General features: G+C 35.9%; 21 protein-coding genes. 6 read left to right on the top strand and 15 right to left on the bottom strand.

Annotated features, from left to right (window positions below):
* Nucleotides 1-375 precede the first annotated feature (375 nt).
* Nucleotides 376-1,374 (bottom strand): LacI family DNA-binding transcriptional regulator, encoded by a 999-nt coding sequence (locus tag T513_RS0107390; protein ID WP_029071074.1) that lies wholly within the window; start codon nucleotides 1,372-1,374, stop codon nucleotides 376-378.
* 159 nt (nucleotides 1,375-1,533) lie between these two features.
* Between T513_RS0107390 and T513_RS0107395 the strand changes: the two genes are divergently transcribed.
* From T513_RS0107395 to T513_RS0107405, 3 genes are all read left to right on the top strand, one after another.
* Nucleotides 1,534-3,018 (top strand): UDP-glucose--hexose-1-phosphate uridylyltransferase, encoded by a 1,485-nt coding sequence (locus tag T513_RS0107395; protein WP_031589630.1) that lies wholly within the window; start codon nucleotides 1,534-1,536, stop codon nucleotides 3,016-3,018.
* On the top strand, nucleotides 3,015-4,286 hold the full coding sequence (locus T513_RS0107400) for a galactokinase (RefSeq protein WP_031589631.1): 1,272 nt from the start codon (nucleotides 3,015-3,017) through the stop codon (nucleotides 4,284-4,286). The genes T513_RS0107395 and T513_RS0107400 overlap by 4 nt, the downstream gene beginning before the upstream one ends.
* A gap of 71 nt (nucleotides 4,287-4,357) precedes the next feature.
* Nucleotides 4,358-5,713: an MATE family efflux transporter gene (locus T513_RS0107405; protein WP_031589632.1), complete on the top strand. Its 1,356-nt coding sequence runs from the start codon at nucleotides 4,358-4,360 to the stop codon at nucleotides 5,711-5,713.
* Between the two features lie 24 nt (nucleotides 5,714-5,737).
* Here T513_RS0107405 and T513_RS0107410 read toward each other — a convergent pair whose 3' ends face one another.
* The 5 genes from T513_RS0107410 to T513_RS0107430 are packed head-to-tail and all read right to left on the bottom strand — an operon-like array spanning nucleotide 5,738 to nucleotide 12,016.
* Entirely contained in the window at nucleotides 5,738-6,844 is a 1,107-nt protein-coding gene (locus T513_RS0107410; protein ID WP_031589634.1) for an ABC transporter ATP-binding protein, read from the bottom strand.
* Nucleotides 6,831-9,005 (bottom strand): alpha-galactosidase, encoded by a 2,175-nt coding sequence (locus tag T513_RS0107415; RefSeq protein ID WP_031589636.1) that lies wholly within the window; start codon nucleotides 9,003-9,005, stop codon nucleotides 6,831-6,833. The genes T513_RS0107410 and T513_RS0107415 overlap by 14 nt, the downstream gene beginning before the upstream one ends.
* Nucleotides 9,006-9,028: 23 nt before the next feature.
* A complete protein-coding gene (locus T513_RS0107420) occupies nucleotides 9,029-9,859 on the bottom strand; it encodes a carbohydrate ABC transporter permease (RefSeq protein ID WP_031589638.1) in 831 nt (276 codons plus the stop codon).
* Entirely contained in the window at nucleotides 9,859-10,731 is an 873-nt protein-coding gene (locus tag T513_RS0107425) for a carbohydrate ABC transporter permease (protein WP_031589639.1), read from the bottom strand. Before T513_RS0107425 ends, T513_RS0107420 begins: the two co-directional genes overlap by 1 nt.
* A 16-nt stretch (nucleotides 10,732-10,747) precedes the next feature.
* Complete coding sequence (locus T513_RS0107430; protein WP_031589640.1) at nucleotides 10,748-12,016, bottom strand: ABC transporter substrate-binding protein; 1,269 nt, start codon at nucleotides 12,014-12,016, stop codon at nucleotides 10,748-10,750.
* Between the two features lie 177 nt (nucleotides 12,017-12,193).
* Between T513_RS0107430 and T513_RS0107435 the strand changes: the two genes are divergently transcribed.
* A complete protein-coding gene (locus tag T513_RS0107435) occupies nucleotides 12,194-13,045 on the top strand; it encodes an AraC family transcriptional regulator (RefSeq protein ID WP_031589641.1) in 852 nt (283 codons plus the stop codon).
* 27 nt (nucleotides 13,046-13,072) lie between these two features.
* Here the strand turns inward: T513_RS0107435 and pflA are convergent, their stop codons facing one another.
* The 6 genes from pflA to T513_RS0107465 form a co-directional block, all read right to left on the bottom strand.
* Nucleotides 13,073-13,813: a pyruvate formate-lyase-activating protein gene (pflA, locus tag T513_RS0107440; RefSeq protein WP_031589643.1), complete on the bottom strand. Its 741-nt coding sequence runs from the start codon at nucleotides 13,811-13,813 to the stop codon at nucleotides 13,073-13,075.
* A gap of 51 nt (nucleotides 13,814-13,864) precedes the next feature.
* Nucleotides 13,865-16,126, bottom strand: coding sequence for a formate C-acetyltransferase (gene pflB, locus T513_RS0107445; RefSeq protein WP_029072942.1), 2,262 nt, complete (start codon nucleotides 16,124-16,126; stop codon nucleotides 13,865-13,867).
* Between the two features lie 310 nt (nucleotides 16,127-16,436).
* Nucleotides 16,437-17,606 carry a sensor histidine kinase gene (locus T513_RS0107450; protein ID WP_031589644.1) on the bottom strand — a complete coding sequence of 390 codons (1,170 nt, stop codon included), beginning with the start codon at nucleotides 17,604-17,606 and terminating at the stop codon, nucleotides 16,437-16,439.
* Between the two features lie 2 nt (nucleotides 17,607-17,608).
* Nucleotides 17,609-18,250 carry a response regulator transcription factor gene (locus T513_RS0107455; RefSeq protein WP_029071067.1) on the bottom strand — a complete coding sequence of 214 codons (642 nt, stop codon included), beginning with the start codon at nucleotides 18,248-18,250 and terminating at the stop codon, nucleotides 17,609-17,611.
* On the bottom strand, nucleotides 18,247-18,801 hold the full coding sequence (locus tag T513_RS0107460) for a GTP pyrophosphokinase (protein ID WP_035876896.1): 555 nt from the start codon (nucleotides 18,799-18,801) through the stop codon (nucleotides 18,247-18,249). The genes T513_RS0107455 and T513_RS0107460 overlap by 4 nt, the downstream gene beginning before the upstream one ends.
* Before the next feature lie 103 nt (nucleotides 18,802-18,904).
* Nucleotides 18,905-19,237 (bottom strand): PTS sugar transporter subunit IIB, encoded by a 333-nt coding sequence (locus T513_RS0107465; protein WP_029072938.1) that lies wholly within the window; start codon nucleotides 19,235-19,237, stop codon nucleotides 18,905-18,907.
* An 88-nt stretch (nucleotides 19,238-19,325) separates the two neighbouring features.
* On the opposite strand from T513_RS0107465, the gene T513_RS0107470 reads away from it, so the two are divergent.
* Complete coding sequence (locus T513_RS0107470; RefSeq protein WP_031589646.1) at nucleotides 19,326-20,519, top strand: FtsW/RodA/SpoVE family cell cycle protein; 1,194 nt, start codon at nucleotides 19,326-19,328, stop codon at nucleotides 20,517-20,519.
* Between the two features lie 12 nt (nucleotides 20,520-20,531).
* Here T513_RS0107470 and T513_RS0107475 read toward each other — a convergent pair whose 3' ends face one another.
* Both T513_RS0107475 and T513_RS0107480 read right to left on the bottom strand, forming a co-directional pair.
* Entirely contained in the window at nucleotides 20,532-21,353 is an 822-nt protein-coding gene (locus T513_RS0107475) for an RluA family pseudouridine synthase (RefSeq protein ID WP_031589647.1), read from the bottom strand.
* The gene (locus tag T513_RS0107480) at nucleotides 21,350-22,120 is read right to left on the bottom strand and encodes an NAD kinase (protein ID WP_029071062.1); all 771 of its coding nucleotides are present in this window, start codon (nucleotides 22,118-22,120) and stop codon (nucleotides 21,350-21,352) included. Before T513_RS0107480 ends, T513_RS0107475 begins: the two co-directional genes overlap by 4 nt.
* Before the next feature lie 76 nt (nucleotides 22,121-22,196).
* Between T513_RS0107480 and T513_RS0107485 the strand changes: the two genes are divergently transcribed.
* Nucleotides 22,197-22,751, top strand: coding sequence for a CYTH domain-containing protein (locus T513_RS0107485; protein ID WP_031589648.1), 555 nt, complete (start codon nucleotides 22,197-22,199; stop codon nucleotides 22,749-22,751).
* On the opposite strand, the gene spx is transcribed toward T513_RS0107485, so the two are convergent.
* Complete coding sequence (gene spx, locus T513_RS0107490; RefSeq protein WP_029071060.1) at nucleotides 22,741-23,211, bottom strand: transcriptional regulator Spx; 471 nt, start codon at nucleotides 23,209-23,211, stop codon at nucleotides 22,741-22,743. The genes T513_RS0107485 and spx overlap by 11 nt on opposite strands.
* Between the last annotated feature and the right edge of the window lie 392 nt (nucleotides 23,212-23,603).

The following is a 23,603-nucleotide window of genomic DNA, read 5'->3' on the forward strand; positions in this document are numbered from 1 at the left end:
TCAATGATTTCAGCGGGTCTGTATTCTTTTCTGAAATCCTCAATAAATCTGAATTTGTCGCATGTATTGATTTTTTTTGAATATTGTCGTATTATCATATTGTCGTATGATGGGTGATGAATCAAACTTTGGTCAGGGAGATTCATCACTCTTTTTCTTTCTGAAGGATTGGTATGATACTATTGTACCCCATGCCTTTCCCGCAGATCAAAAAAGAGCGGGTACTGGAAAATATTTCCAGAAACCCGCTGAAAGTAACAGAAAGATGATTTCCCGCAGTTTGGAAGATCATCTTTTTTATTTAATATCATATTCTGAACCTCCAACTTTGATATTCTTGCATATTCTTCTCCTTGAGGCAAGAAAAAAGCTGGATTATTGTTCCAGCTTATTCATATCGGTAGATTCTCTTTCAAGTAAAGTACAAGGAAGAATGACTTTAAGTGGAAGATGTGTCTTTGTTTCTAAGAGCCCCTTAAGCATCATTCCTGCATACTGTCCCATTTCATATGCCGGTGCATGAACAGTTGTTAAAGATGGACTCGTATAGGATGCTTCATCGATATCATCATAACCAACGACTGAAATATCTTCAGGAATTTTTATATGATGTTCATTTAATGCTCTAAGTGCCCCTATCGCAATCGGATCACTCGCACAGACAAGAGCTGTTGGCAGTGTTCCTTTTTGTATTAATGTGTTAACCATAGTATACCCATCTTCTCTTGTATAAGAAGAAAGCAGTGTATAGTCCTCATAGTCGATCTGGTGTTCTTTCGCATAGTGGATAAATGTAGAATAACGTAAATCAGGATATAATGTTCCATCACTTAAATATTCTTTTCCACCAATAAAACCGATTTTCTTATGACGTAGTGATACGAGATAATCCATCAGATCATTTGTCGCTTTTGCAAAATCAAGTGAAATGGTAGAGAACTGATAATCCGTACAGCTCATATCGACAAATAGTGAAGGATGCATATTTTCAATGATATTCATTTCTTCTTTCGCAAACTTACCAATACAGATAATACCATCCACATCTTTAAGCTTGCTTATATAATCATGATCATTCTTAAATACACGCGTAATCTTCATCTGATGTTCCTGACAATAGTTTTCTACCCCAGTTCTAATCATCAGATAATAAGGATCATTAGCTTCCTGTTCTAATGAATACCACTGCAATATCGCAATGGTATGCGCAATAACCTTTTTTCTCTTTTTAACATAATGCAGCTCTTCAGCTGCCTGCAATATATTGTTTCTTGTCTCTTCTGGTAAGACAAGAGTGGGATCATTATTAAGACAACGTGAAACTGCTGCCTGTGAAACACCTGCTTTTAATGCTATATCTTTTAACGTAGCCACTATGGATCACTCCTTTTTTTCTTATTATAAAGTAATCAGTAAATTTTTACTAGATTTATCCGTTAATCTTTTAACTATAATAATTAGTAAATAATTACTAAAATGATTGAATTAAAATTTTACCAGGACTATAATGAAGATGAAAAGGAGATATTTATTATGAATAAAGAGATTTGTCAATTAATAAATTACGCTTTAAAAAAACAACTTATTTATGAAGAAGATGTTGATTATTGTATCAACCAACTGCTTGACTTGTTTCATTTAGATGAATTTACTAAAATAGAAACAGAAGATGCTCCACTAGAAGAGATTCTAGAAGCAATGCTTGAATACGCTGTTGCTCATAATCTATGTAAAGATGATATTACTAGTAAAGATTTATTTGATACACGTATTATGGATAAAGTCATGCCTCGCCCTCATGAAGTCATTCAAGATTTCAATAATCGCTATGCACATTCACCACATGATGCAACAGATTATTTCTATAATCTATCCATCTCTTCAAACTATATTCGCATGAATCGTGTCAATAAGAATATCAAGTTTAAAAGAGATACTAAATATGGTCCTCTAGCAATCACAATCAATCTTTCAAAACCAGAAAAAGATCCTAAAGAGATTGCTAAAGCGCGTCTATTAAAATCTTCTGGTTATCCACAATGTCTTTTATGTAAAGAAAACGTGGGATTTGCTGGAGATTTACGTCGCCCTGCAAGAGAAAATCATCGTATTATCCCATTAAACTTATCTAATAATCGCTATTATCTGCAGTATTCACCTTATGTCTATTACAATGAACACTGTATTGTCTTTAATGAAGAACATATCCCAATGAAGATTGATCATCAAACATTCACACATTTATTAGACTTCATTGAACAGTTCCCACACTATATGCTTGGATCAAATGCGGATCTCCCAATTGTTGGTGGTTCCATCTTAACGCATGATCATTATCAGGGCGGTGCTTATCATTTCCCAATTGAAGATGCTAAAGTGATCACTAATTACCAAATTGAAGGCTGCCATGTAGAACTCCTTCATTGGCCATTATCTACAATAAGACTTACCTCCCCATCAAAGGATCGACTTGTTCAATTAGCTGATCACATTCTTGAAGACTGGATTGATTATGATGATACATCTCGTCATATCATTTCCCACACTGAAGATACAAGACACAATACTATTACCCCAATTGCCCGTAGATCCGGCAATGATTATCAGATGGATCTTGTACTACGTAACAACCGTACAACTGCTGATTATCCTTTAGGTATCTTCCATCCTCATCAAGAAAATCATCATATCAAAAAAGAAAACATCGGCTTAATTGAAGTCATGGGATTAGCTATTCTTCCTGCCCGTTTAAAAGAAGAAATGTCATTATTAAAAGATTGTCTTTTGAAAAAGAAAACAATCGATGATTATGAATGTCTACTTAAACATAAAGAATGGTTTAATGAACTTTCTAAAAAAGATATCACCGAAGACAATGTTGATGAAATCATTAAACAAGGATTAGCTGATGTCTTCACTTCAGTACTAGAAGATGCTGGTGTCTACAAGATGGATGAAGATGGCATTAAAGGATTTAAAAAATTTGTTAACTACACATTAAAAGGAGAAATTCTATGAACACACAAGAATTTATGACAAAACTAGAAAATCATCAATTAGATGATATTCTTAATGATCTCTATGAAGACGAAAGTCTACTTGAATACCAATACAATCGTTATAAGAAAGCAATTGAAACATTCAATAAACTATACGGTGAAGGTGATTTTGAAATATACACTGCTGCTGGAAGAAGTGAAGTAGGCGGAAATCATACTGACCACCAGCATGGTCGTGTCCTAGCTGCTTCTATCAATCTTGATGCAATCGGAATTGTTCGCAAAAGAGATAATATCATCAAAGTAGTATCTGATAACTATGATATTCCTGAAATCGATATTCACGATCTTTCTTTTGTAGAAGAAGAAAAAGGAACATCCATCGCACTTATTAAAGGTGTCATCGCTAGATTAAAACAGTTAGGTTATGCAATCGGTGGATTTGATGCCTACATTACAAGCGATGTCCTTATTGGAGCAGGACTTTCCTCTTCAGCTGCTTTTGAAGATATCATCGGTACTATCATTGATGGATTGTACAATGATATGAAAATTGATATGGTCACAATTGCCAAAGTGGGTCAGTACGCTGAAAATGTCTACTTTGGAAAACCCTGTGGTCTGATGGATCAGTGTGCATGTGCGGTTGGTGGTCTTATTACCATTGATTTCAAGGATAAGGACAAGCCGGACGTCCGTCATATTGACGTGGACTTTAGCTCTTTTGACTATAGCTTATGCATCGTTGATGCAAAGGGTTCTCATGCAAACCTTACTGATGAATATGCAGCTGTTCCTCGTGAGATGAAGGATGTTGCGAAATTCTTCAATAAGGAAGTACTAAGAGAAGTTGATGATGAAGAATTCTTGGATCATATTAATGAAATCAGAGAAAAGCTAGGTGATCGTGCTGTTTTACGTGCTTATCATTTCTTTAAGGAAAATAAGCGTGTACTAGATGAAGTTGAAGCATTAGAAAATGACTTCCCTGCTTTCTTAAAACTTGTGAAAGCATCAGGTGATTCAAGCTATAAGGTACTGCAGAATGTCTATGCCTCTTCTGATCCTGAACATCAGAGTGTAGCTTTAGCATTAACTTTAAGTGAAGATCTGCTTCAGGATAATGGCGTATGCCGTGTTCATGGTGGTGGATTTGCTGGTACAATTCAGGCTTTTGTCAAGAATGACTTTGTTAAAGAGTATAAGAAAGGCATTGAGAAGTATTTTGGTGAAGGCAGCTGTCATGTATTAAAAATCAGAAAGTATGGCGGTAAGAAGATTTTATAAGAGTCAGATATTTATCTGGCTCTCTTTTTTTATTTATGTATAATATGTTATGAATGTTTTGGAGGTTTTTTATGCGTTTACGTACAAAGGAAATAAATATGTTAGAAGGACCACTTCTACCTAAAATAGTCAGCTATGCGATTCCGTTGGCTTGTGCTAGTATTCTTCAGCAGCTTTTTAACTCTGCCGATTTAGCTATTATTGGACGCTTTGAAAATTCAATTGCGATGGCCGCCGTAGGAGCCAACAGTTCTCTTATTTCACTATTGATCAGCCTGTTTAGTGGACTGTCCCTTGGCTCTAATGTCACCATTGCTTCTTTTATTGGGATGGAACGCAAGAAGGATGTCAATCAGGCGATTCATACAACCATTGCCCTGTCTTTAATCAGCGGTCTAATTCTTTGTATTGCCGGAGAAATCATTGCCCCGATGATACTAAGTCTCATGTCCACTCCTGACAGTGTCTTAAAGCTTGCGGTTGTATACTTACGTATACTGTTTCTCGCATTGCCTTTTTTATTGATTTATGACTTTGGTGCCTCCATCTTACGTGCAAAAGGTGACTCCACTCGTCCATTGTATGTTCTTTTTCTCTCAGGCATCATTAATATTGTACTTAATCTTATCTTCGTTGGACCACTTCATATGAGTGTTGCCGGAGTAGCATTAGGAACATTATTTGCGAATATGTTTTCTGCAGCTATGGTCATTGCTTTTCTTCTTTATGAAGATGATCCTTATCGTTTACATCTTGATCAACTTAAAATAGAGAAAAAGTATTTAACAAAGATTATCTCCATTGGTGCCCCTGCCGGAATACAGGGAATGGTTTTCTCTTTCTCAAATGTGATTATTCAAAGTGGAATCAACAGCTTTGGACCTGATGCAATTGCTGGAAATACAGCCGCATTAAACTTTGAAACAATGGGATATTATGTTGTAAATGCCTTTGGACAGGCGGCTACAACCTTCACAAGTCAGAATTATTCCGCTAACCTCGTCACTCGCTGTAAGAAGATCTACCGCATCACCATGAGTGTTGGCATGTGCGCAACCTTACTCTTCAGCACCATCTTCTGGTTTGCACGCTACCCACTGATGTCCCTTTTCACATCCTCTCCTGCCGTTATGCATTATGGATTTACGCGTCTGTTTTATATTGATAATCTAGAACTGCTGACAGGCAGCTATGAAATATCTGGTGGCTGTTTAAGAGGAATGCGTCATTCATTAGAACCAGCTATCATCACTATGATTGGTTCATGTCTTTTTAGAATCATTTGGGTTTCGACAATATTTAGAACATATCATACACTTTCAGTGCTGATGATTGTCTACCCTATCTCATGGATCATCTGTGGTGTATGTGTGCATATCGCCTACTTTAAGATAAGAACAAGACTATTTAGAGAAATAAATATGTAAAAAGCCAGCATTTGCTGGCTTTTTTTATGAAATAGCTTGTTTTGTTTCTTTATCAAATAAATGAATTTTATTCTTATCAATGGCCATTGAAATCTGATCACCATCTTTGTAGTCAAAACGAGATGGTGTTTTAATGATCATATCTGCACCCTGATAATTGAAATATAAGTTCATTTCTGAACCAGTGTTTTCTACAATATCCAATGTAGAAGTGAACACTGAATCAGGATAAGTATCTACCATGATTTTTTCAATATGAAGATCTTCAGGTCTGATTCCTAAGATGATCTTTTTGCCGACATGGCTCTCAAATTCTTTAGTAACTTTACCTGCTGGGATTGCGAAATGAAGGTCTTCATTCTTGATATAATATGTATCCCCCTTCTTTTCTAAAGTAACGTCAATCAAGTTCATTTTTGGTGAACCGATAAATGTCGCTACAAACAAGTTGGCAGGATGATCATAGATATGTGCTGGTGTATCGAACTGCTGAATGATACCTTTGTCTAATACAACGATGCGATCAGCCATTGTCATGGCTTCGGTCTGATCATGTGTAACATAGACAAATGTTGTATCAAGCTGTTTATGGAGCTTAGAAATCTGGGCACGCATTTCTGTTCTTAATTTTGCATCAAGGTTGGATAATGGTTCATCAAGAAGGAATACTTCTGGATTACGGACCATTGCTCTTCCTAAGGCTACTCTTTGTCTTTGACCACCTGATAATGCACGTGGCTTACGATCAAGGTATTCAGTCAAGCCTAGGATTTCAGCGGCATGCTTTACTTTCTGATCAATTTCTTTTTTTGGTGTTTTCTTTAATGTCAATGCATAAGCCATATTCTTATAGACAGTCATATGTGGATAAAGCGCATATGTCTGGAATACCATGGCGATATCACGATCTTTTGGCTGAAGTTCATTAACCACACGATCACCGATATATAATTCACCTGAAGTAATGCTTTCCAGACCAGCAATCATACGCAATGTTGTGGATTTACCACATCCTGATGGTCCAACAAGCACTACAAATTCTTTGTCTTTGATATCTAAATTTAAATCTGGTACAACTGTAACATTATTATCGTATGTTTTAGTTACATGCTGGAAACTAATTTTTGCCATTTTCTTTCTCTCCCTTTATTTTTGTTAAATGTATTGTAAAAGACTGATAATCCCCCACTTCAACAATAAGCGGCAGCCCTTGTGTTTTTAAAATGTTTGCATCATAGATTTGTCCTTTTTCATCTTGATAATAGGCATCATCTTCAAGACCTTCTATCTTGATGAAGTAGGCATAACGACTTGCTTGATTCTTGATTCTTACTGCAAAGATTAAGGCTTCATCTTCATTAATAAATGCGTAGGCTCCTATGTCATCATGAAGAGGATCACTTAAACGATAGTAAAGACCTTCATGAATAAGAGAAGCATAGGATTTAAATGTAGCTACCTGCTCCTTAATCACTTTTCTTTCCTCATCACTACATTTTGTAATATCTAATTCATAACCGAACGTTCCACTCATAGCGACCACTCCACGTGTATCTAATGGAGTTATACGTCCTGTCTGGTGATTAGGAACAGCGGATACATGTGATCCAAAAGTACTGATTGGATAGATGAATGAAGACCCATATTGAATGGATAAACGATCAATTGCATCAGTGTTATCTGATAGCCAGATCTGGGGTGTGTAATAAAGCATTCCTGCATCAAAGCGTCCACCTCCGCCACTGCATCCTTCTATAAGCAGTTTTGGATATCGCTTAATTAGACGTTCAAGGAAACTATAGAGTCCTAGCACATAATCGTAGGTCACTTTTCCTTGTGGCGTAGTACTTGAATAAATATCAGAAATACTGCGATTAAAATCCCATTTTATATAATCGATGGATGCGTGATCCAAGATATCGCACACTTGTTTAAAAATAGCATCTACGACTTCTTTTCTTGAAAAATCAAGAACCAGCTGTTCTCTTGCACGAATATATTTTCGATGTGGAACCTTTAATGCATAATCAGGATGTTTTCTATAGAGATCACTATCTTCACTGATACATTCTGGTTCAAACCAGATTCCAAACTTTAAGCCGAGATCATGTATTCTTGAAGATAAAGACGCAAGAGATTCTCCTAGTTTTTCTTCATTGACATACCAATCTCCTAAAGCTGCATTATCACTTTCACGTTGACCAAACCAGCCATCATCCATGACAACCATTTCTATATCACATGACTTGGCTGCTTTTGCTAATTGATAGATGGATTCTCCATTAAAGTTAAAATAGGATGCTTCCCAGCTATTGATAAGAATTGGCTTGATGCCAACCATTGGATCATGAATCAGATATTTTCTCATCCCCTGATGAAGATTTTGAGATAAGCGAGATAACCCTGATGATGAATAGCTCATCATCACTTCAGGAGCATAGAAGATGTCTTCATGTTCTACTGGATAAGAGAAATAGTCTGGAGATAACCCCATAACCATTCTTTTTTGACCATATTGATCAGCTTCAATCATTGCTTCAAAATTACCGCTGTAGACGAAGTTCATGCTATAGGCATTACCGGACATCTCATTAGCATTTGAATCACAAAGAATCAATGCGGGATTGTACTGATGACTTGAAGCCCCTCTTTTTGAGGATATCTTATAGATGCCATGATTCACTTTCTGGCGATTGGGAATTCTTTCCATCGTATGTCGTCCACAGAAGCTGATTACATCAAAGTCACCTGAAACAAAATCAAGATTGGCAGATTTGATATTCTCAATCGTTACTGTTTCTCCATGATTAATGATACGAACACTTCTTGTTATAATATCAACATCTTCATAGACGCTATAGGATAAGATTACTTCCAAATGAAGAAGGGAGTCTTCTAAAGTCACTTCCAATGATTCCACATTCTCACTCATTGAAGGCAATCCTTTTAGTTTTGTCTTATTATCAATGATTTCAGCTTTGACAAAACGTAGATCACATCCATAAATACCTTCTTTTGTACGTATTATTAATGAGGAAGTACGATAATCTCCATTACCATCAAATGGAAATTCCTGGGGTAGGACATCTAATGAGTAAGTACGGTCATTATTGGCATCATATGGATTGCCGCTAAAGCCGCGATCTTTTTTTACAAGTAGATATTCTGGTGCATGTTCTGCTTTTTTTCCATAGTAGAGATGAAGCAGATAGCCGAAGCTATCAACTTGCATCATATAGGTTGAATTGCTTGTATGAAGAGTGAATGTTTTTTCACGAATCACAATAGACATATTGAAAACTCCTTTATAATCAATTATTTAACAGCGCCGTTTACAACACCGTTTAAGATATGTTTCTGAGCGAAGACATAGAAAATTAACATCGGCAATAATGCCAACAAGTAAGATGCAAAGGCTAAGTTATAGTTTGTTCCAAACTGTGTCTGGAATGTCAACTGTGCCAATGGCAATGTATTAGCTCCTGATCCTGACATGATAACCAATGGTGTCATAACATCATTCCATGTTCCCAGTGCAGTTAATACTGCTACTGTCGCATGCATTGGTTTCATGATTGGAAAGATGATAGTCCAGTATGTTGACCAAGTTGAACCACCATCAACCTTTGCGGCTTCTTCTAATGCTTCTGGAATATTAGTTAAGTACCCACTATAAAGCATGACGTTGATTGGCATAAAGAATACCAGGTAGCAGAGAATAACGCCGACAATGTTGGCAATATGTAAATCTGCGGTCTGCTTTACTAATGGCATCATCAATATTGCAAAAGGAACAAACATCCCTGATACAATATAAAGATAAGCGCGGTTAAACCATTTATGACGTTTTTTCATTCTTCCAATCGCATAGCCCAACATCGAATGAAGAAGAATTGACAAAATTACAGTTGTACCTGTAATAAGAATAGAATTCATTAATGTATGCCAGAAATCAGTGACTTCCATCGCTTTAGCGAAGTTTGAGAAGCTCCATGATTTTGGCAAGGCAAGAATAGAAGATAGCGTATTGCCCATTTCACTAGGTTGTTTAAAAGCAATGATAATTGTTAAATAGAGAGGAAATAACACTGTGATCAGACCAATAAACAACAATATTGTAACGGGCCAATTATATTTCTTTTTCATTATAGCTGTTCCTCCTTTTTACCCATGAATTTAAGCTGGAAGACAGAAATCAGTACGATTACTACAAAGAACAATACAGCGTTGGCACTCTGGAAACCAAACTGTCCTCCGGCCATTCCGTTATTATAGATAAGATAGGAAATAGATTCAGTTGATTGTGCTGGACCACCTTTTGTTAATGCCATAATCTGATCAAATACCATCAAGGCATTCTTCATTGTCAATACCAGATTGATAGTGATAAATGGCAAGATCAATGGTAAAGTAAGTGTCTTGAATTTTGTCCATCCTGATGAACCATCAATAGCACCAGCTTCATACACATCTTCTGGAACCGTCTGAAGTCCAGCAATATAGATAATTGTCTGCATTGCAATGGCCTGCCATGCACATACAATAACAATGGCTATCCATGCCCATCTTTCAGAAGCAAGAATGGATGACCCACTTCCTAATAACATCTTCTGGAATGCTGGCATGATATAAGTAAAGAAGTAATTGAAAATATAGCCAACAACCAATGCTCCTAAAATATTTGGTACAAAATACATGGCACGAAGTCCACTCTTGAACTTAATTTTTGAATTAAGTCCCATTGCTAAAACTAACGAGATGACATTCACAACAATTGTTACACATACAGCCACTCCAAATGTGAATAAGTATGAATGACCTACTCGTGCATCAGTAAATAAATCTACATAATTTCTTAGTCCTACATTTTGATATGTTCCATAGCCACGGAAGTTTGTGAAACTATACATAAAACCTCTAATTAAAGGCAATGTGTTAAATAAGAAGAATAATGCCACAAGTGGAATTGTCATCCAGATGTATGTACGATCAAAATCAAGTTTACTTTTTTTCTTCATAACATTTCTTCCTTTCCTAGCTTTTATGAGTCTTGTTATACTCTTCAACTTTACGAATAATATCCCTGTTATAACGTTTCCAGTCTTTATCCCACTTTGTTAAGAAGGCTTTCTTATTGCCACTTAAAAGATAACTTTGAAGCAACGCATCACAGCCCATTGTAGCAGGATAATGATGATCAGGATAATCTACCATCTTTCCACTGTTGATCCAAGGGACCATATCCGCAAACTGTTTTGGTAAAGTAAAGTTTCCATTACGACATGGCAATGACATCTGCGCATTGATATATTTCTGAAGATTTTCTTCTTTTAAAAGATAATCCAATACGATGTAAGCAGCTTTTTTATTTTTGCATGCTTTAGTTACACTGAACATTAAATCAATACCTGAGTTAAGATTGTTCTTACTTGCATCATTGTTGCCAGGCATTACAAATGAACCAATATCCATATTTGGATTAGAAGATAAAACCTGTGGAATCGCATAGGATCCAATAGTAAACATAGCTGATTGCCCTTTTGCAAAAGCTGTACAGGCATCATTGTATCCGTAGGCAGCGACATCTTTTTCACCATACTTCAACAGTTCCTTAAACTTTTCAGCAGTTTCACTGTACTCTTTTGTAAAGGTTGTCTTGCCTGCGTTTACCTGCTGATAAACTGTTGGGGAAGCAAGACTTACAGCCAATGCATTCCAAGGTGCTAATGTTGTCCAAGTATCCTTATAACCGAAGTAGAAAGGTAACACCCCATCTTTTTGCATCTGTTTACACAATGACATAAGTTCATCCCAAGTCTTTGGTACCTTATAGCCATGTTCTTTAAAGATCTTTTTGCTGTAAAGGATTCCTGACGCATTTGCTGCGTAAGGAACACCGTAAGTTCCTTTTGTTGGAACATATTCAAGCTCATCTAAGATTGTCAGATATGACTTCTTGATATTCTTTAATCCTGAAAAATCAGAAACATCAGCTAACACATCCGCATCAACGAATTCTGAGAAGGTCGCATCTCCCCCTATTGCAAGAATATCAGGATAATCTTCTCTGATAAAACGTGTTTTCATAACTGTAACGGCATCATTTGGTGATGAAATCTTTATTTCAATATCACCATGACTAGCATTAAATTCTTTAGCAACCTGCTGAAAGTAGGTTGCAGCTTCCTGCTTATAGGAAATAATTTCGATAACGGTCTTCTTATTGGTTGTTGTCTGACATCCTACAACCGTGAAACAGACCATCATCGCAAGAAAAATACGAAAGATTTTTTTAAGTTTCATATTGCCCTCCCTCCTTTAAATAAACAGCTGTTTTGTTTTTGGCAATATAATTGTAACATCTCATTTTGCGACATTGAATATCATGAAAGCGTTCTTTATATATCAATATGTGATTTTTTTGTAGAATATTGTTATGTTAAAACGTTTAATGATATAATCTTATTCGAGGTGATGATAATGAACGATTGGCAATTTTCAATATTTCCTAATGAAACATTTATTGACTTGACCCTCTATCAATATGGTGGAGAGGTATGCAAGCCATCTCATCTTTTTGGGCCTGCTACAAGAAATCACTATCTGTTTCACTATATTCTTAAAGGGAAAGGTACTCTTCATGCCAATAATGATAAAGGAGCAAGTATCAGCTATCATCTAAAAGCTGGAGATGGCTTTATGATTTTCCCTGATCAGATTACAACCTATATTGCGGATGCAAATGATCCTTGGGAATATATGTGGATTGAATTTGACGGTCTTCGTGTAAAAGAAGCATTAGATTCAATCGGATTGACTATTTCTTCTCCTATCTATCATTATCTTTATGAAGATACACATAAGGAGATGGTCAAACATATGATGCATATTGCTTCAAGCAAAAATGCCACGCCTTTCCATCTGATCGGTCATTTATATCTTGTTCTTGATAATCTCATGCGTTCAATAAAAATCACTGAGAAACATTCTGGCAATCGTCTCATTGATTACTATATGCATGAAACCATGGTCTTTATTGAACAAAACTACATGTCGAATATTTCCATTGAAGATATTGCCAACAATATTAATCTTAATAGATCCTACTTTGGAAAAATATTCAAGCGTGAAACAGGAAAAACACCACAGTCCTTCCTGCTTAACTACCGCATGATCAAAGCTTGTGAATACCTGAAAAAAACAAAGATGCATATCGCTGATATATCACAATCAGTCGGATATGACAATCAGCTGCACTTTTCTCGTGCATTTAAAAATATATATGGCTTATCGCCAATGCAATGGCGAAAAGCCAATAGAGAGAATACATAAAAAAAGACATGATCAAAATCATGTCTTTTATTTATAGTCTTCTACATGTAGACGTTTATGGGCATTTTCTACACGTTCAGCAGTTGGTGGCTGAATGCCTTCAAGCTGATAATCTATGCCTAGTTCTTCCCATTTAAATACACCTAATGTGTGATAAGGAAGTACTTCTACTTTTTCTACGTTGTTTAATGTTTTAATGAATTCATTGAGCTGATCAAGATCTTCATCATAATCAGAACGCTCTGGAACGAGCACGTGTCTTATCCAGACTGGCTTATTGATATCGCTTAAGTATCTTGCCATATCCAAGATATTCTCATTGGATTTTGTCGTAAGGACACGGTGTCTTTCATCATTGATTTCCTTGATATCAACAAGAAGAAGATCAGTGTAGTTCATAAGTTCTTCAAACTTCTTGAACCATTCTCCTTCTCTCGTAAAGCAGCCACCGCTTGTATCAATACAAGTATTGACTCCTTGTGCTTTTGCTTTTTTAAAGAGTTCAAGCAGGAAATCAATCTGCAATAACGGTTCTCCGCCAGAGATAGTGATACCTCCATTTGTGCCCCAATAGTTCTTATAGCGTAAAGCCTGTCTTAATATCTGATCTGCACTCATTTCTTCATATTTCTTAGAACCCCATGTATCGGGATTATGACAAAATTGGCATCTTAAAGGACAGCCATGAAGAAATACCATAAATCTTACACCTGGTCCATCTGCAGATCCAAAACTTTCTATTGAATGTACTCTACCTTTAATACTCATAATTACACCTCTAGAAAAACGCCTTGAGCATTCAAGGCGTTTTCATATTTCTTATAAATGTTTATGGCATGTTCTTGAAATAACATCTAACTGCTGTTCTTTTGTTAAATCAATGAACTTAACCGCATATCCTGATACACGAATTGTGAAGTTTGCATATTCTTCTTTTTCAGGATGATTCATTGCATCAATTAATTTTTCAGTACCAAATACGTTAACATTCAAGTGATGTGCACCCTGTTTGAAGTAACCATCTAATACAGATACAAGGTTGTATTTTCTTTCTTCTGGTTCATTACCTAATGCACTTGGGTTGATTGTCTGTGTATTTGAGATACCGTCTAATGCGTAAGCATATGGAATCTTAGCTACTGAGTTAAGTGAAGCAAGCAATCCATTCTGTTCTGCACCATATGCTGGGTTAGCACCTGGAGATAATGGTTCACCAGCTTTTCTTCCATCAGGAAGTGCTCCTGTTGCTTTACCATATACGACATTAGAAGTAATAGTTAAGATTGAAGTAGTTGGTTCTGAATCTCTGTATGTATGATGTTTCTTGATCTTAGTCATGAATTCTTTCAATAACCATACAGCGATATCATCTGCTCTATCATCATCATTACCATAACGAGGGAATTCTCCTTCAGTTTCGTAATCAACAACATAGCCTTCTTCATTTCTTACAGTCTTAACTTTTGCATACTTGATTGCAGATAATGAATCTACTACATGAGAGAATCCTGCAATACCAGTTGCGAATGTACGTCTTAAATCAGTATCGATCAATGCCATTTCAGCTGCTTCATAATAATATTTATCATGCATGTACTGAATTAAGTTAAGTGTATTAACATAAAGTCCTGCTAACCATTCCATCATGTCATCAAATTTTTCCATGACTTCATCATAGTCAAGATACTCAGAAGTAATTGGACGATATTTTGGTCCAACCTGTTCAAATGTCTTTTCATCAACACCACCGTTGATAGCGTAAGTCAAGCACTTAGCTAAGTTAGCACGAGCGCCGAAGAACTGCATTTCCTTACCTGTTTCAGTTGCTGAAACACAGCAGCAGATTGAATAATCATCGCCCCAGAATGGTCTCATGACTTCATCATTTTCATACTGGATTGAAGATGTTTCAATAGAAACCTTAGAAGCATATGCTCTAAACTTAGTTGGTAAGTTTACAGTATACAATACAGTTAAGTTAGGTTCTGGTGAAGGACCCATGTTTTCTAATGTATGTAAGAAACGATAACATGTCTTAGTCACTAATGAACGACCATCGTTGCTCATACCACCTACTTCAAGAGTAGCCCAAACTGGATCTCCTGAGAATAATTCATTGTATGAAGGAATACGCGCAAATTTAACCATTCTGAATTTCATTACTAAATGGTCAATTAATTCCTGAGCCTGCTGTTCAGTGATTAAACCTTCCATTAAGTCTCTCTGGATATAGATATCCAAGAAAGTAGAAACTCTACCAACTGACATAGCTGCACCATTTTGAGTCTTGATAGCAGCTAAGTAACCGAAGTATAGCCACTGTACTGCTTCTTTAGCATTAGATGCTGGTCTAGAAATATCAAAACCATATACAGCAGCCATTTCTTTCATGCCCTGTAATGCTTTGATCTGTTCTGCGATTTCTTCTCTTAATCTAACAACATCTTCTGTCATTTCACCATCACCGCAGTTTAGGTGATCCTGCTTTTTCTTTTCAATTAAGAAATCAATACCATATAAAGCAACACGACGATAATCCCCGACGATACGTCCACGTCCATAAGTGTCTGGTAAACCAGTGATCACATGGCTGTGTCTTGCTTTCTTGATTTCTGGTGTATATACATCAAAGACAGCCTGGTTATGTGTCTTATGATACTTTGTAAAAATTTCATGTAATTTTTCACTTGGCTGATATCCATAAGTTGTACAAGCCTGTTCAGCCATACGAATACCACCATAAGGCATAAATGCTCTCTTTAAAGGTTTATCAGTCTGAAGACCTACAACCTGTTCAAGATCTTTCATGCTTTCATCAATATAACCTGGACCATAAGCAGTTAAACCTGAAACAATTTCTGTTTCCATATCAAGAACGCCGCCTTTAGCACGTTCTTGTTTCTGCAACTCCTGTAATCTCCCCCAAAGCTTTTTAGTTGCTTCAGTTGGTCCTTCTAGGAACGATTCATCCCCTGTGTATTCAGTGTAGTTTTTCTGAATAAAATCACGTACGTTGATTTCATCTTTCCATGCGTTACCAAAAAAACCATTCCATTCTTTTTCGAAACGTTCTGCACTCATTTCTATGTTCCTCCTATTTGTAGACATATAGACGTAAATATTCAATGTATCACCATTTTATGAAACGCCTTACATTTTTCTTTCCGATATTGAATATAACATTATTTTCCCTGATTGTCCATCCAAATGCAAGCCTTTTATTAGGAATGATTCTTAACAACGCGTTTTGAAATTTTAATTATTTAGGATAACCGATAATACATATGTTATAATTTCTCTTTTCCGATAATTTTTAAGATGAAAACGGTACCATATGTAAAAAATTGTTTTTTTTAAAAATTTTCTTTTATCTTTTAAAATATATTTTTTATCATAGTATAACCTCAAAAGATATTTTCTTTTTCCTATAGTGAACCTTGATCTTTCCACCTGCTCCTTCAATTATCGATTTAGCCATCGATAAGCCTATTCCATATCCTTCCTGATGATGAGAAGTGTCTTCACGATAAAATCTATCAAAGAATGTTTCAGGGTCGACTGATAAATCATGATAATCATTTTCTACCTTAAAGATCACATTACGTCCTTTCTTTTTAAGACTTACATCAATATGGCCACCATCATCACAATACTTAATCGCATTGTCTAATAGAATATGAACAACTTCCTTAAATGAAGACAGATCCGTTTTTACCATCATGTTTTTACTAATATCATAGCGCAGTGTTTTTTCTTGCTTATTGGCAAGTGGGATAAAGTCTTCTACACTCTGCTTAACTATTGATGAACTATCTACACCCTCTAATACAAAATGCTGATTTTCCTGAAATCTTGCCATAGAAATCAGATTACTGATGAGTTTATTTAAACGTTCAATCTGTTCATGAGTGGACTTGCTCCATTCATTTTCTCCACTCATCATTTCCATCACTTCATTGTTGGCAGAAATAATCGCCAACGGTGTCTTTAATTCATGAGAGGCATTCGTAATAAATTCTTTCTGTTTCTCATAGTTTTTAATAAATGGTCTCATAAGAAGACCTGAGAACATGTAAAAGATGATCACAAAGATAAAAAATACTAATATCCCAATCACAATTGACATATTGACCTGATGCTTGGCTTTATCTAACTGGTTGGTAATATCCATAAAAACAGCGGTAACCTGTTTACCTTCACTAATACGATACAAGAACGCATTACCATAGATATAGACAACCCCTTGACTCTTGCCTTCATCTCTTTTCTGCATCGTAAGCTTTAGCGCCTGATCTTTAGAAATAGAATGCACAGCTGATGTGTTAACATCCTGGGTATTTTCTGTAACTATTACTGTAAAGTACCTAATAGCATAGCGTGATTCATTATGCTCTTCATAGCTTATCTTGCCCCCATTATCTTTGATTTCATCGATGATTTCATAAGAGTCCTTATAGATTTTAGCGTAATTAACACAATTCAAGGTCACAAGCACTAACGTAATAACAACCAACAGACTTAAGATTGCGACACTCATGAATCGACGATAGAGCTTTTTCATGACTATCCCTCCTTCAACTTGTAATATCCATCCTTTCTTTCAACAATAAAAGATGAACCTACAGACTTTAATTTATTATTCAAGTAAGACATATAAACACGCATCCTTGTATGATCACAAGTTAATTGTTTAGATAGCTCATCAATGCTTATTTCTTTTTGATGAGTCATCAAGTAAGAAAGAAGACGACATTCTCTTGAAGAAAGACGAATGCTGTTATGACAGATAAGCTCTTCTTTCTCCATATCTAAGCGAATATTTCCTTTTTCAATGCATCCTTTTTGATTATTTCTTCGATGCAACGCATGTAGTCTTGCCATTAGCTCTTTTATCGCAAACGGCTTACATAAATAATCGTCTGCACCTACTTCTAATCCTGAAACACGGTCTTCAACTTCGCCCTTGGCGGTAAGGAAGATGGCTGGTGTAGAAATCTGCATTTCTCTTATTTTCTTTAATGTGGATATACCATCAAGACGTGGCATCATGATATCGAGAATCATGATGTCATAAATATGCTCCTCTACAAGCTGAAGTGCCTCTATTCCATCATTGGCAATATGAACCTCATAGCCCTCATTTTCAAGAAGTGTCTTTAATGCACGAGAAAGTGCTGCTTCATCTTCTGCTAATAATAATCTCATAATTCATCCTCCTCTATGAGCGTCTTGATGGTCTGCATGCTTAAATCACATGATGCCAATTCATCCGCACATCTCTTTAATTCTTCTTGAATCAGTTCTTTATTTTTAAGCTGATGCTTATAGCTTACTTTATGTTCAAGTGCTGCCCACGAATCCATGGCAATGGTTCTAAGCTGTACTTCTACAAAGTAACCTTCTATCTTCAAAATCATATGATAACTGCGATAACCATTCTTTTTGACATTCTTGATATAATCTTTTTCTTTTACCACTTCCACATAGTCCAATGATTTAATCATATCTTTACAGTAGTAGACATCATCTAGAAAAGATGTCACTCCCCTGATACCGATGCTGTCAGTTATTCCATGAAGAACGCTGTTCTCATTGACTGGCAGCTGTTTTCTAAGACACTTTTCCCTCATTGATTCATCACTTTTGATACGATAATTTAAGTGCTCATAATGGGAAGAATACTGTTTTATATCTTCTACAAGATGAGAAAGAATTTTTTCCATCACTTCAAGATGATTGCCATATATTGTCATCATGATCTCCTCCAATCGCACTTATTCTAGCATAAGAAAAAAGAGACAAATTGAATCTGCCTCTTTTTACACTATTTCACATTTTAATGAAAATACATCACATATTTTACAGTGATTTTCGTAGATTTTCTCCAATAAGATACGATGCTTTACCAAAAATCATTGTTAAAGTATCAGCACCCTGCACAATACCAGATGCACCAAGAGCCTTGATTTCATCAATTGGCAATTGTGATTGATCTTTTAGTTTTACTTTTAATGTAGAAGGTGTTGTTTCTACATCTACGATATTATCAATTCCACCTAAAGCCTGAATAAGTCTATCAAGATCAATTGGGCATTCCATTTCTTTAGATGATTTGTTTTTTAAAATAAAAAATACTGCTAGCGCAACAAGAATAAGCGCAGCGACAATTGCTATAATAACTGTTGAGTTCATATTCTTCCCTACCTTTTACATTGAAACATTTCTAATTTATAGTATACTATATGCGAGTAAAAAAACAAAGAGAAATGGAGGTGTATCCATGTCACTCATTGATACACTAAAGAAACATCCTTTGGTTATTGTGCTATTGATGCTACTGTCAATCTCATGTCTAGCTATTGCTAGTGCAGCACCGATCATGACCAGCATCGCCCATCCGGGACGAATGTGGATCATGCAGCTGGCCTACTATTTAGTAGGAGGAGTAATGATCCTGCTTATCTTTAGATCGGGTATGGAGACAATATATAAGCATATCAAGCCTATCTATTGGATCTTTATGGCTCTTCTTCTAGGATTGGCTGTTGACCACTTTGTCTATACGAGAACAATGCATCATGTTGTACCGGGAGCGACATATGTCAATGGTTCTACCTGCTGGTACAATTTGAAAGTTTTCTCTTTTCAGCCAAGTGAGTTCATGAAGATCATTATGGTCATGTATCTTGCACAAATGACAAAGGCCTTTAATGAAAACATTACCGTTCGTACAAGAGATACAGATATTCAATATGTAATTGAAGTACTGAAGATTTCTATTCCACCAGCATTGCTTGTCTTCTTAGAAAATGATACTGGTGTCATTATGATCATGATGTGTGCCTGCTTCTTTATTCTTATTTCAAGTGGAATGAACGGACGCTGGTTTATCTTTCTATTTGCAGCAGTAGGAATCATCGTAGTCCTTATGTCACTGCTGTTCTTATATCACAATGAAATCTTCACAAAGATTATCAGCGGACACAGATTAGACCGTATCTATGGTTGGCTTGATCCTGAAGGTACAACCGCCAATCAGGGAATGCAGCTATGGTTCTCCATGATTTCCTATGGTACAGCATCGTGGTTTGGACATGGCTTTGGCGCAACAGTCATGGCTTTCCCTGAAGCCCATACCGATTTTATCTTTGCGATTATCGCTACAGACTTCGGATTTATTGGCGCTATTATCACAATTGCGACGATCTGCTTATTTGATATTGTCCTATTACGAATTGGACTTAGATCTGAAAATGAAAGAGACAAACATTTCACAATGGGAATTCTTGGATGTCTGCTTTTCCAGCAGGTATGGAACATCGGAATGATTCTTGGATTATTGCCAATTACTGGTATTACATTACCATTAATTTCCTATGGTGGATCATCGCTTCTTTCATATCTTCTCGCATTAGGAATTTTTGTAGATATGGATTATCATAATAAGATCAGCAATTACAATACACACATGTAAAAAAGAGTCGTTTTAATTACGACTCTTTTTAAATGTCATCATTTGCTTTGTGAAAGGATGGGGAAAAGTTATTTCTACACTATCTAAATAAAATTGTCCTTCTTGTTCATTATAAAGTGGATCACCAACAAGCGGATGTCCAATTGAAGCAAGATGTACTCTGATCTGGTGAGTACGCCCGGTTTCTAATATACACTCAATAAGAGAACTGTCTTCATAATTTTCAAGTGTACGATAATGTGTCAAGGCATAGACCCCACTTGGATCGACCATGCGTCTTGTCGCATGATCAGGAGCATGCGCAATCGGCTGTTCAATATCACCATCTCCAGGATGACCTTCTACTATCGCATGATAGATGCGTTTTACCTTCTTGATATCACGTGAATAGAAATCATGAACATAGCGACTCTTAGCTACTAGCATTAATCCTGATGTATCTTTATCTAGACGATTGACAAAATGAATAGCAGAATCAATATGATGCTGCTGGTAATAAAACATGATCGCATTTCCCAATGATTCAGTTAAATACATACGATTAGGAATCGTAGCTAATCCTGCTGGCTTATCTACAACCATCAGATACTCATCTTCATAGACAATCTTAAATGGGATGTCTACTGGAATGACCTGACTTGTTTCTTTGGGAAAGATGACAGTGACTTCATCATCTTCTATGACAATTCTATTTAAGAATGAAGGTTCCCCATTGACAAGAATTGTCCCATGATTTCTTGTATCCTTGACTAGCTTCTTGGAAATATGCTGATGATATAAATATTCATCAAGACGCATAGAGGCGTCTTTTTCTACTGTAAATGTTAATTTCATAAAAAACTCTTCTTTAAACGTTCAATAAATGGCGCATGCTTATAATCTGCAAAACGTGCAACACGTTTTGAAATCATGATATCCACAACCGCATTTTCTTTTAATTCATAAGCATCCAGATCAACACATAAAACCGAATGCTCATAATTCACAGTCTTCAAGCGAATATAAGTTCCCTCTCCTAGTATGAGACTAGAACCAAGTGAACGGTAGGCATTATGATTAATACCTGCAATCTCACTTAACTGCATAAGACGCAATGAAGGATCAATGACAGCTCCCTGAATAGATTTATTATAAGCGGTAGACCCCGATGGTGTACTGACACATAGACCATTGCCTCTAAATGTCTCTAGTTTTGTATCATTAATAAAAACATCAATCACCTGTGAATGACGATTATTCTCTAATCTCATTTCATTTAAGGCATAGTGGACCTTAGATTGTGTATGCACCTCAATTAATGAGCGGTTGAATATTTCTGGAGTGAGATGTTTTATATCATTAATGAGATCTAATGCATCTTCACTTTGATAATCTGTAAAAAAACCCAATGTCCCTGTATGAATACCTAAAAAGACGACTTCTTCTAATTGATCAATGTATTTATGCACCGCATAAAGAATTGTACCATCCCCGCCAACGGATAAGACAAGTTCAGGATGGACTTCATCATAAATCATAAATTCATCAAGATGTTTTCTTAAAAGTTTAGTCATTTTATGAGACATTTCATCTTTTTTTGTAACTATCGCATATTTCTTCATAATATTCACCCAAAAATATTATATAGGCATTTGACCCTTTTGACAACTCACGCTACAATACTTTTGAGGTGGACGTATGAATACAAATAAAGAAATAGAATATAAGATTCTTCTTGATGAAAAGACTTTCTCTAACATATTGAGTGCTTATCCTGATCATAAATCTTACACACAGATCAATTACTATTTAACTAGCAAAGAGCTTCAGGAGAAGAAGTATGCTTTACGTGTAAGAGAAAAAGAAGGACGATACGAATTGACATTAAAGATTCCTCAAGGCTTTGCAAAGATGGAATATAATCTTGATATCAATGAAAATACCGCAAAAGAAATTTTAGCAGACCATATGCCAAAAAATGATATTACAGATGTTCTTGAAGAACATGGCATTGATCCATCATTAATCATTCACAATGCTTCATTAAAGACCATTCGTCATGATATCATATTAGATTATGGTGTACTTTCTTTAGATGAGAACTTCTATAATCAAAAGCATGACTTTGAAATGGAATTTGAGTTAACTGATGAAAAAGGACATCAGCAGTTCAACGAATTAAAGGAACAGTTCCATCTTGATTACACCAAAAATGCACCAAGTAAAATAAAAAGAGTTCTTGCTACAATGTAGCAGAACTCTTTTTCTGTTTGTGATCACGTTCATACGCTTCTTTTAAGCTATACTCTTTAGCAAATGGTGGACAAAAATCCGCATGATCGCATTGGGCTAGCTGTCTTAATTCCCTTGGAATGAAAGCTCTGATTTCTTCGGAGTTATAGCCAACCTGGAAACGTCTTTCATCAATGATGATAGGTCGCTTTAAAACAGAAGGATTATCCTGAATAAAAGCAATCAACTCATTAATTGACATATCTTCGATATTGACCTTATTCTCCTTCATGATCTTAGAGCGTTTAGAAATAATATCTTCAGTACCATTTTCACTTCTTTCAAGTAATTCCTGGAGCTCTTCTTTTCTTAAAAGAGTAGAAAATATATTCTTCTCTACATAGGGAATATCATGTTCATTAAGCCATGCTTTTACCTTACGGCATGATGCACAGCTTGGTGCTGTATAGATTCTGATCATTCTCTATCACCTCTCATTCTCAATTATAACCTATAATTTTGGTTTGTATATCTTTTTTCTTAAAAGATTTGCATTTTTCATATATATTTTTTATAATATTGTAAGCGATGATAAGAAATAAGTAGATGCTATGAAGTGAGAAAGAGAGTCTGCGGGTGGTGAAAGCAGTCCATGACATAGTGTTGAATTGGGTTCTTTGAGCATCTTCTAGCATGAGTTGGAAGACGTACTCTGCGTTAAAGAGAGTCCCATAAAGGTGGCATAACAGTACATCTGTCCTTTAAGGACAGATGTTTTTTGGTAGAGTCAAAAGTTTATGAAAAACTTGATGAATGACAGATTTCAGGGATCGATGAACGATGCGATATCATTCATGTAGTATTAAAATTGAA

It is taken from the genome of Kandleria vitulina DSM 20405 (genome assembly GCF_000702065.1).
Lineage (GTDB): Bacteria > Bacillota_I > Bacilli_A > Erysipelotrichales > Coprobacillaceae > Kandleria > Kandleria vitulina.

Excerpts from the sequence above, each read along its gene's own strand:
- T513_RS0107395 (WP_031589630.1), top strand. The coding sequence starts at position 1,534 with ATGAATAAAGAGATTTGTCAATTAATAAATTACGCTTTAAAAAAACAA.
- T513_RS0107400 (WP_031589631.1), top strand. The coding sequence starts at position 3,015 with ATGAACACACAAGAATTTATGACAAAACTAGAAAATCATCAATTAGAT.
- T513_RS0107405 (WP_031589632.1), top strand. The coding sequence starts at position 4,358 with ATGCGTTTACGTACAAAGGAAATAAATATGTTAGAAGGACCACTTCTA.
- T513_RS0107410 (WP_031589634.1), bottom strand. The coding sequence starts at position 6,844 with ATGGCAAAAATTAGTTTCCAGCATGTAACTAAAACATACGATAATAAT.
- T513_RS0107415 (WP_031589636.1), bottom strand. The coding sequence starts at position 9,005 with ATGTCTATTGTGATTCGTGAAAAAACATTCACTCTTCATACAAGCAAT.
- T513_RS0107420 (WP_031589638.1), bottom strand. The coding sequence starts at position 9,859 with ATGAAAAAGAAATATAATTGGCCCGTTACAATATTGTTGTTTATTGGT.
- T513_RS0107425 (WP_031589639.1), bottom strand. The coding sequence starts at position 10,731 with ATGAAGAAAAAAAGTAAACTTGATTTTGATCGTACATACATCTGGATG.
- T513_RS0107430 (WP_031589640.1), bottom strand. The coding sequence starts at position 12,016 with ATGAAACTTAAAAAAATCTTTCGTATTTTTCTTGCGATGATGGTCTGT.
- T513_RS0107435 (WP_031589641.1), top strand. The coding sequence starts at position 12,194 with ATGAACGATTGGCAATTTTCAATATTTCCTAATGAAACATTTATTGAC.
- pflA (WP_031589643.1), bottom strand. The coding sequence starts at position 13,813 with ATGAGTATTAAAGGTAGAGTACATTCAATAGAAAGTTTTGGATCTGCA.
- pflB (WP_029072942.1), bottom strand. The coding sequence starts at position 16,126 with ATGAGTGCAGAACGTTTCGAAAAAGAATGGAATGGTTTTTTTGGTAAC.
- T513_RS0107450 (WP_031589644.1), bottom strand. The coding sequence starts at position 17,606 with ATGAAAAAGCTCTATCGTCGATTCATGAGTGTCGCAATCTTAAGTCTG.
- T513_RS0107455 (WP_029071067.1), bottom strand. The coding sequence starts at position 18,250 with ATGAGATTATTATTAGCAGAAGATGAAGCAGCACTTTCTCGTGCATTA.
- T513_RS0107460 (WP_035876896.1), bottom strand. The coding sequence starts at position 18,801 with ATGATGACAATATATGGCAATCATCTTGAAGTGATGGAAAAAATTCTT.
- T513_RS0107465 (WP_029072938.1), bottom strand. The coding sequence starts at position 19,237 with ATGAACTCAACAGTTATTATAGCAATTGTCGCTGCGCTTATTCTTGTT.
- T513_RS0107470 (WP_031589646.1), top strand. The coding sequence starts at position 19,326 with ATGTCACTCATTGATACACTAAAGAAACATCCTTTGGTTATTGTGCTA.
- T513_RS0107475 (WP_031589647.1), bottom strand. The coding sequence starts at position 21,353 with ATGAAATTAACATTTACAGTAGAAAAAGACGCCTCTATGCGTCTTGAT.
- T513_RS0107480 (WP_029071062.1), bottom strand. The coding sequence starts at position 22,120 with ATGAAGAAATATGCGATAGTTACAAAAAAAGATGAAATGTCTCATAAA.
- T513_RS0107485 (WP_031589648.1), top strand. The coding sequence starts at position 22,197 with ATGAATACAAATAAAGAAATAGAATATAAGATTCTTCTTGATGAAAAG.
- spx (WP_029071060.1), bottom strand. The coding sequence starts at position 23,211 with ATGATCAGAATCTATACAGCACCAAGCTGTGCATCATGCCGTAAGGTA.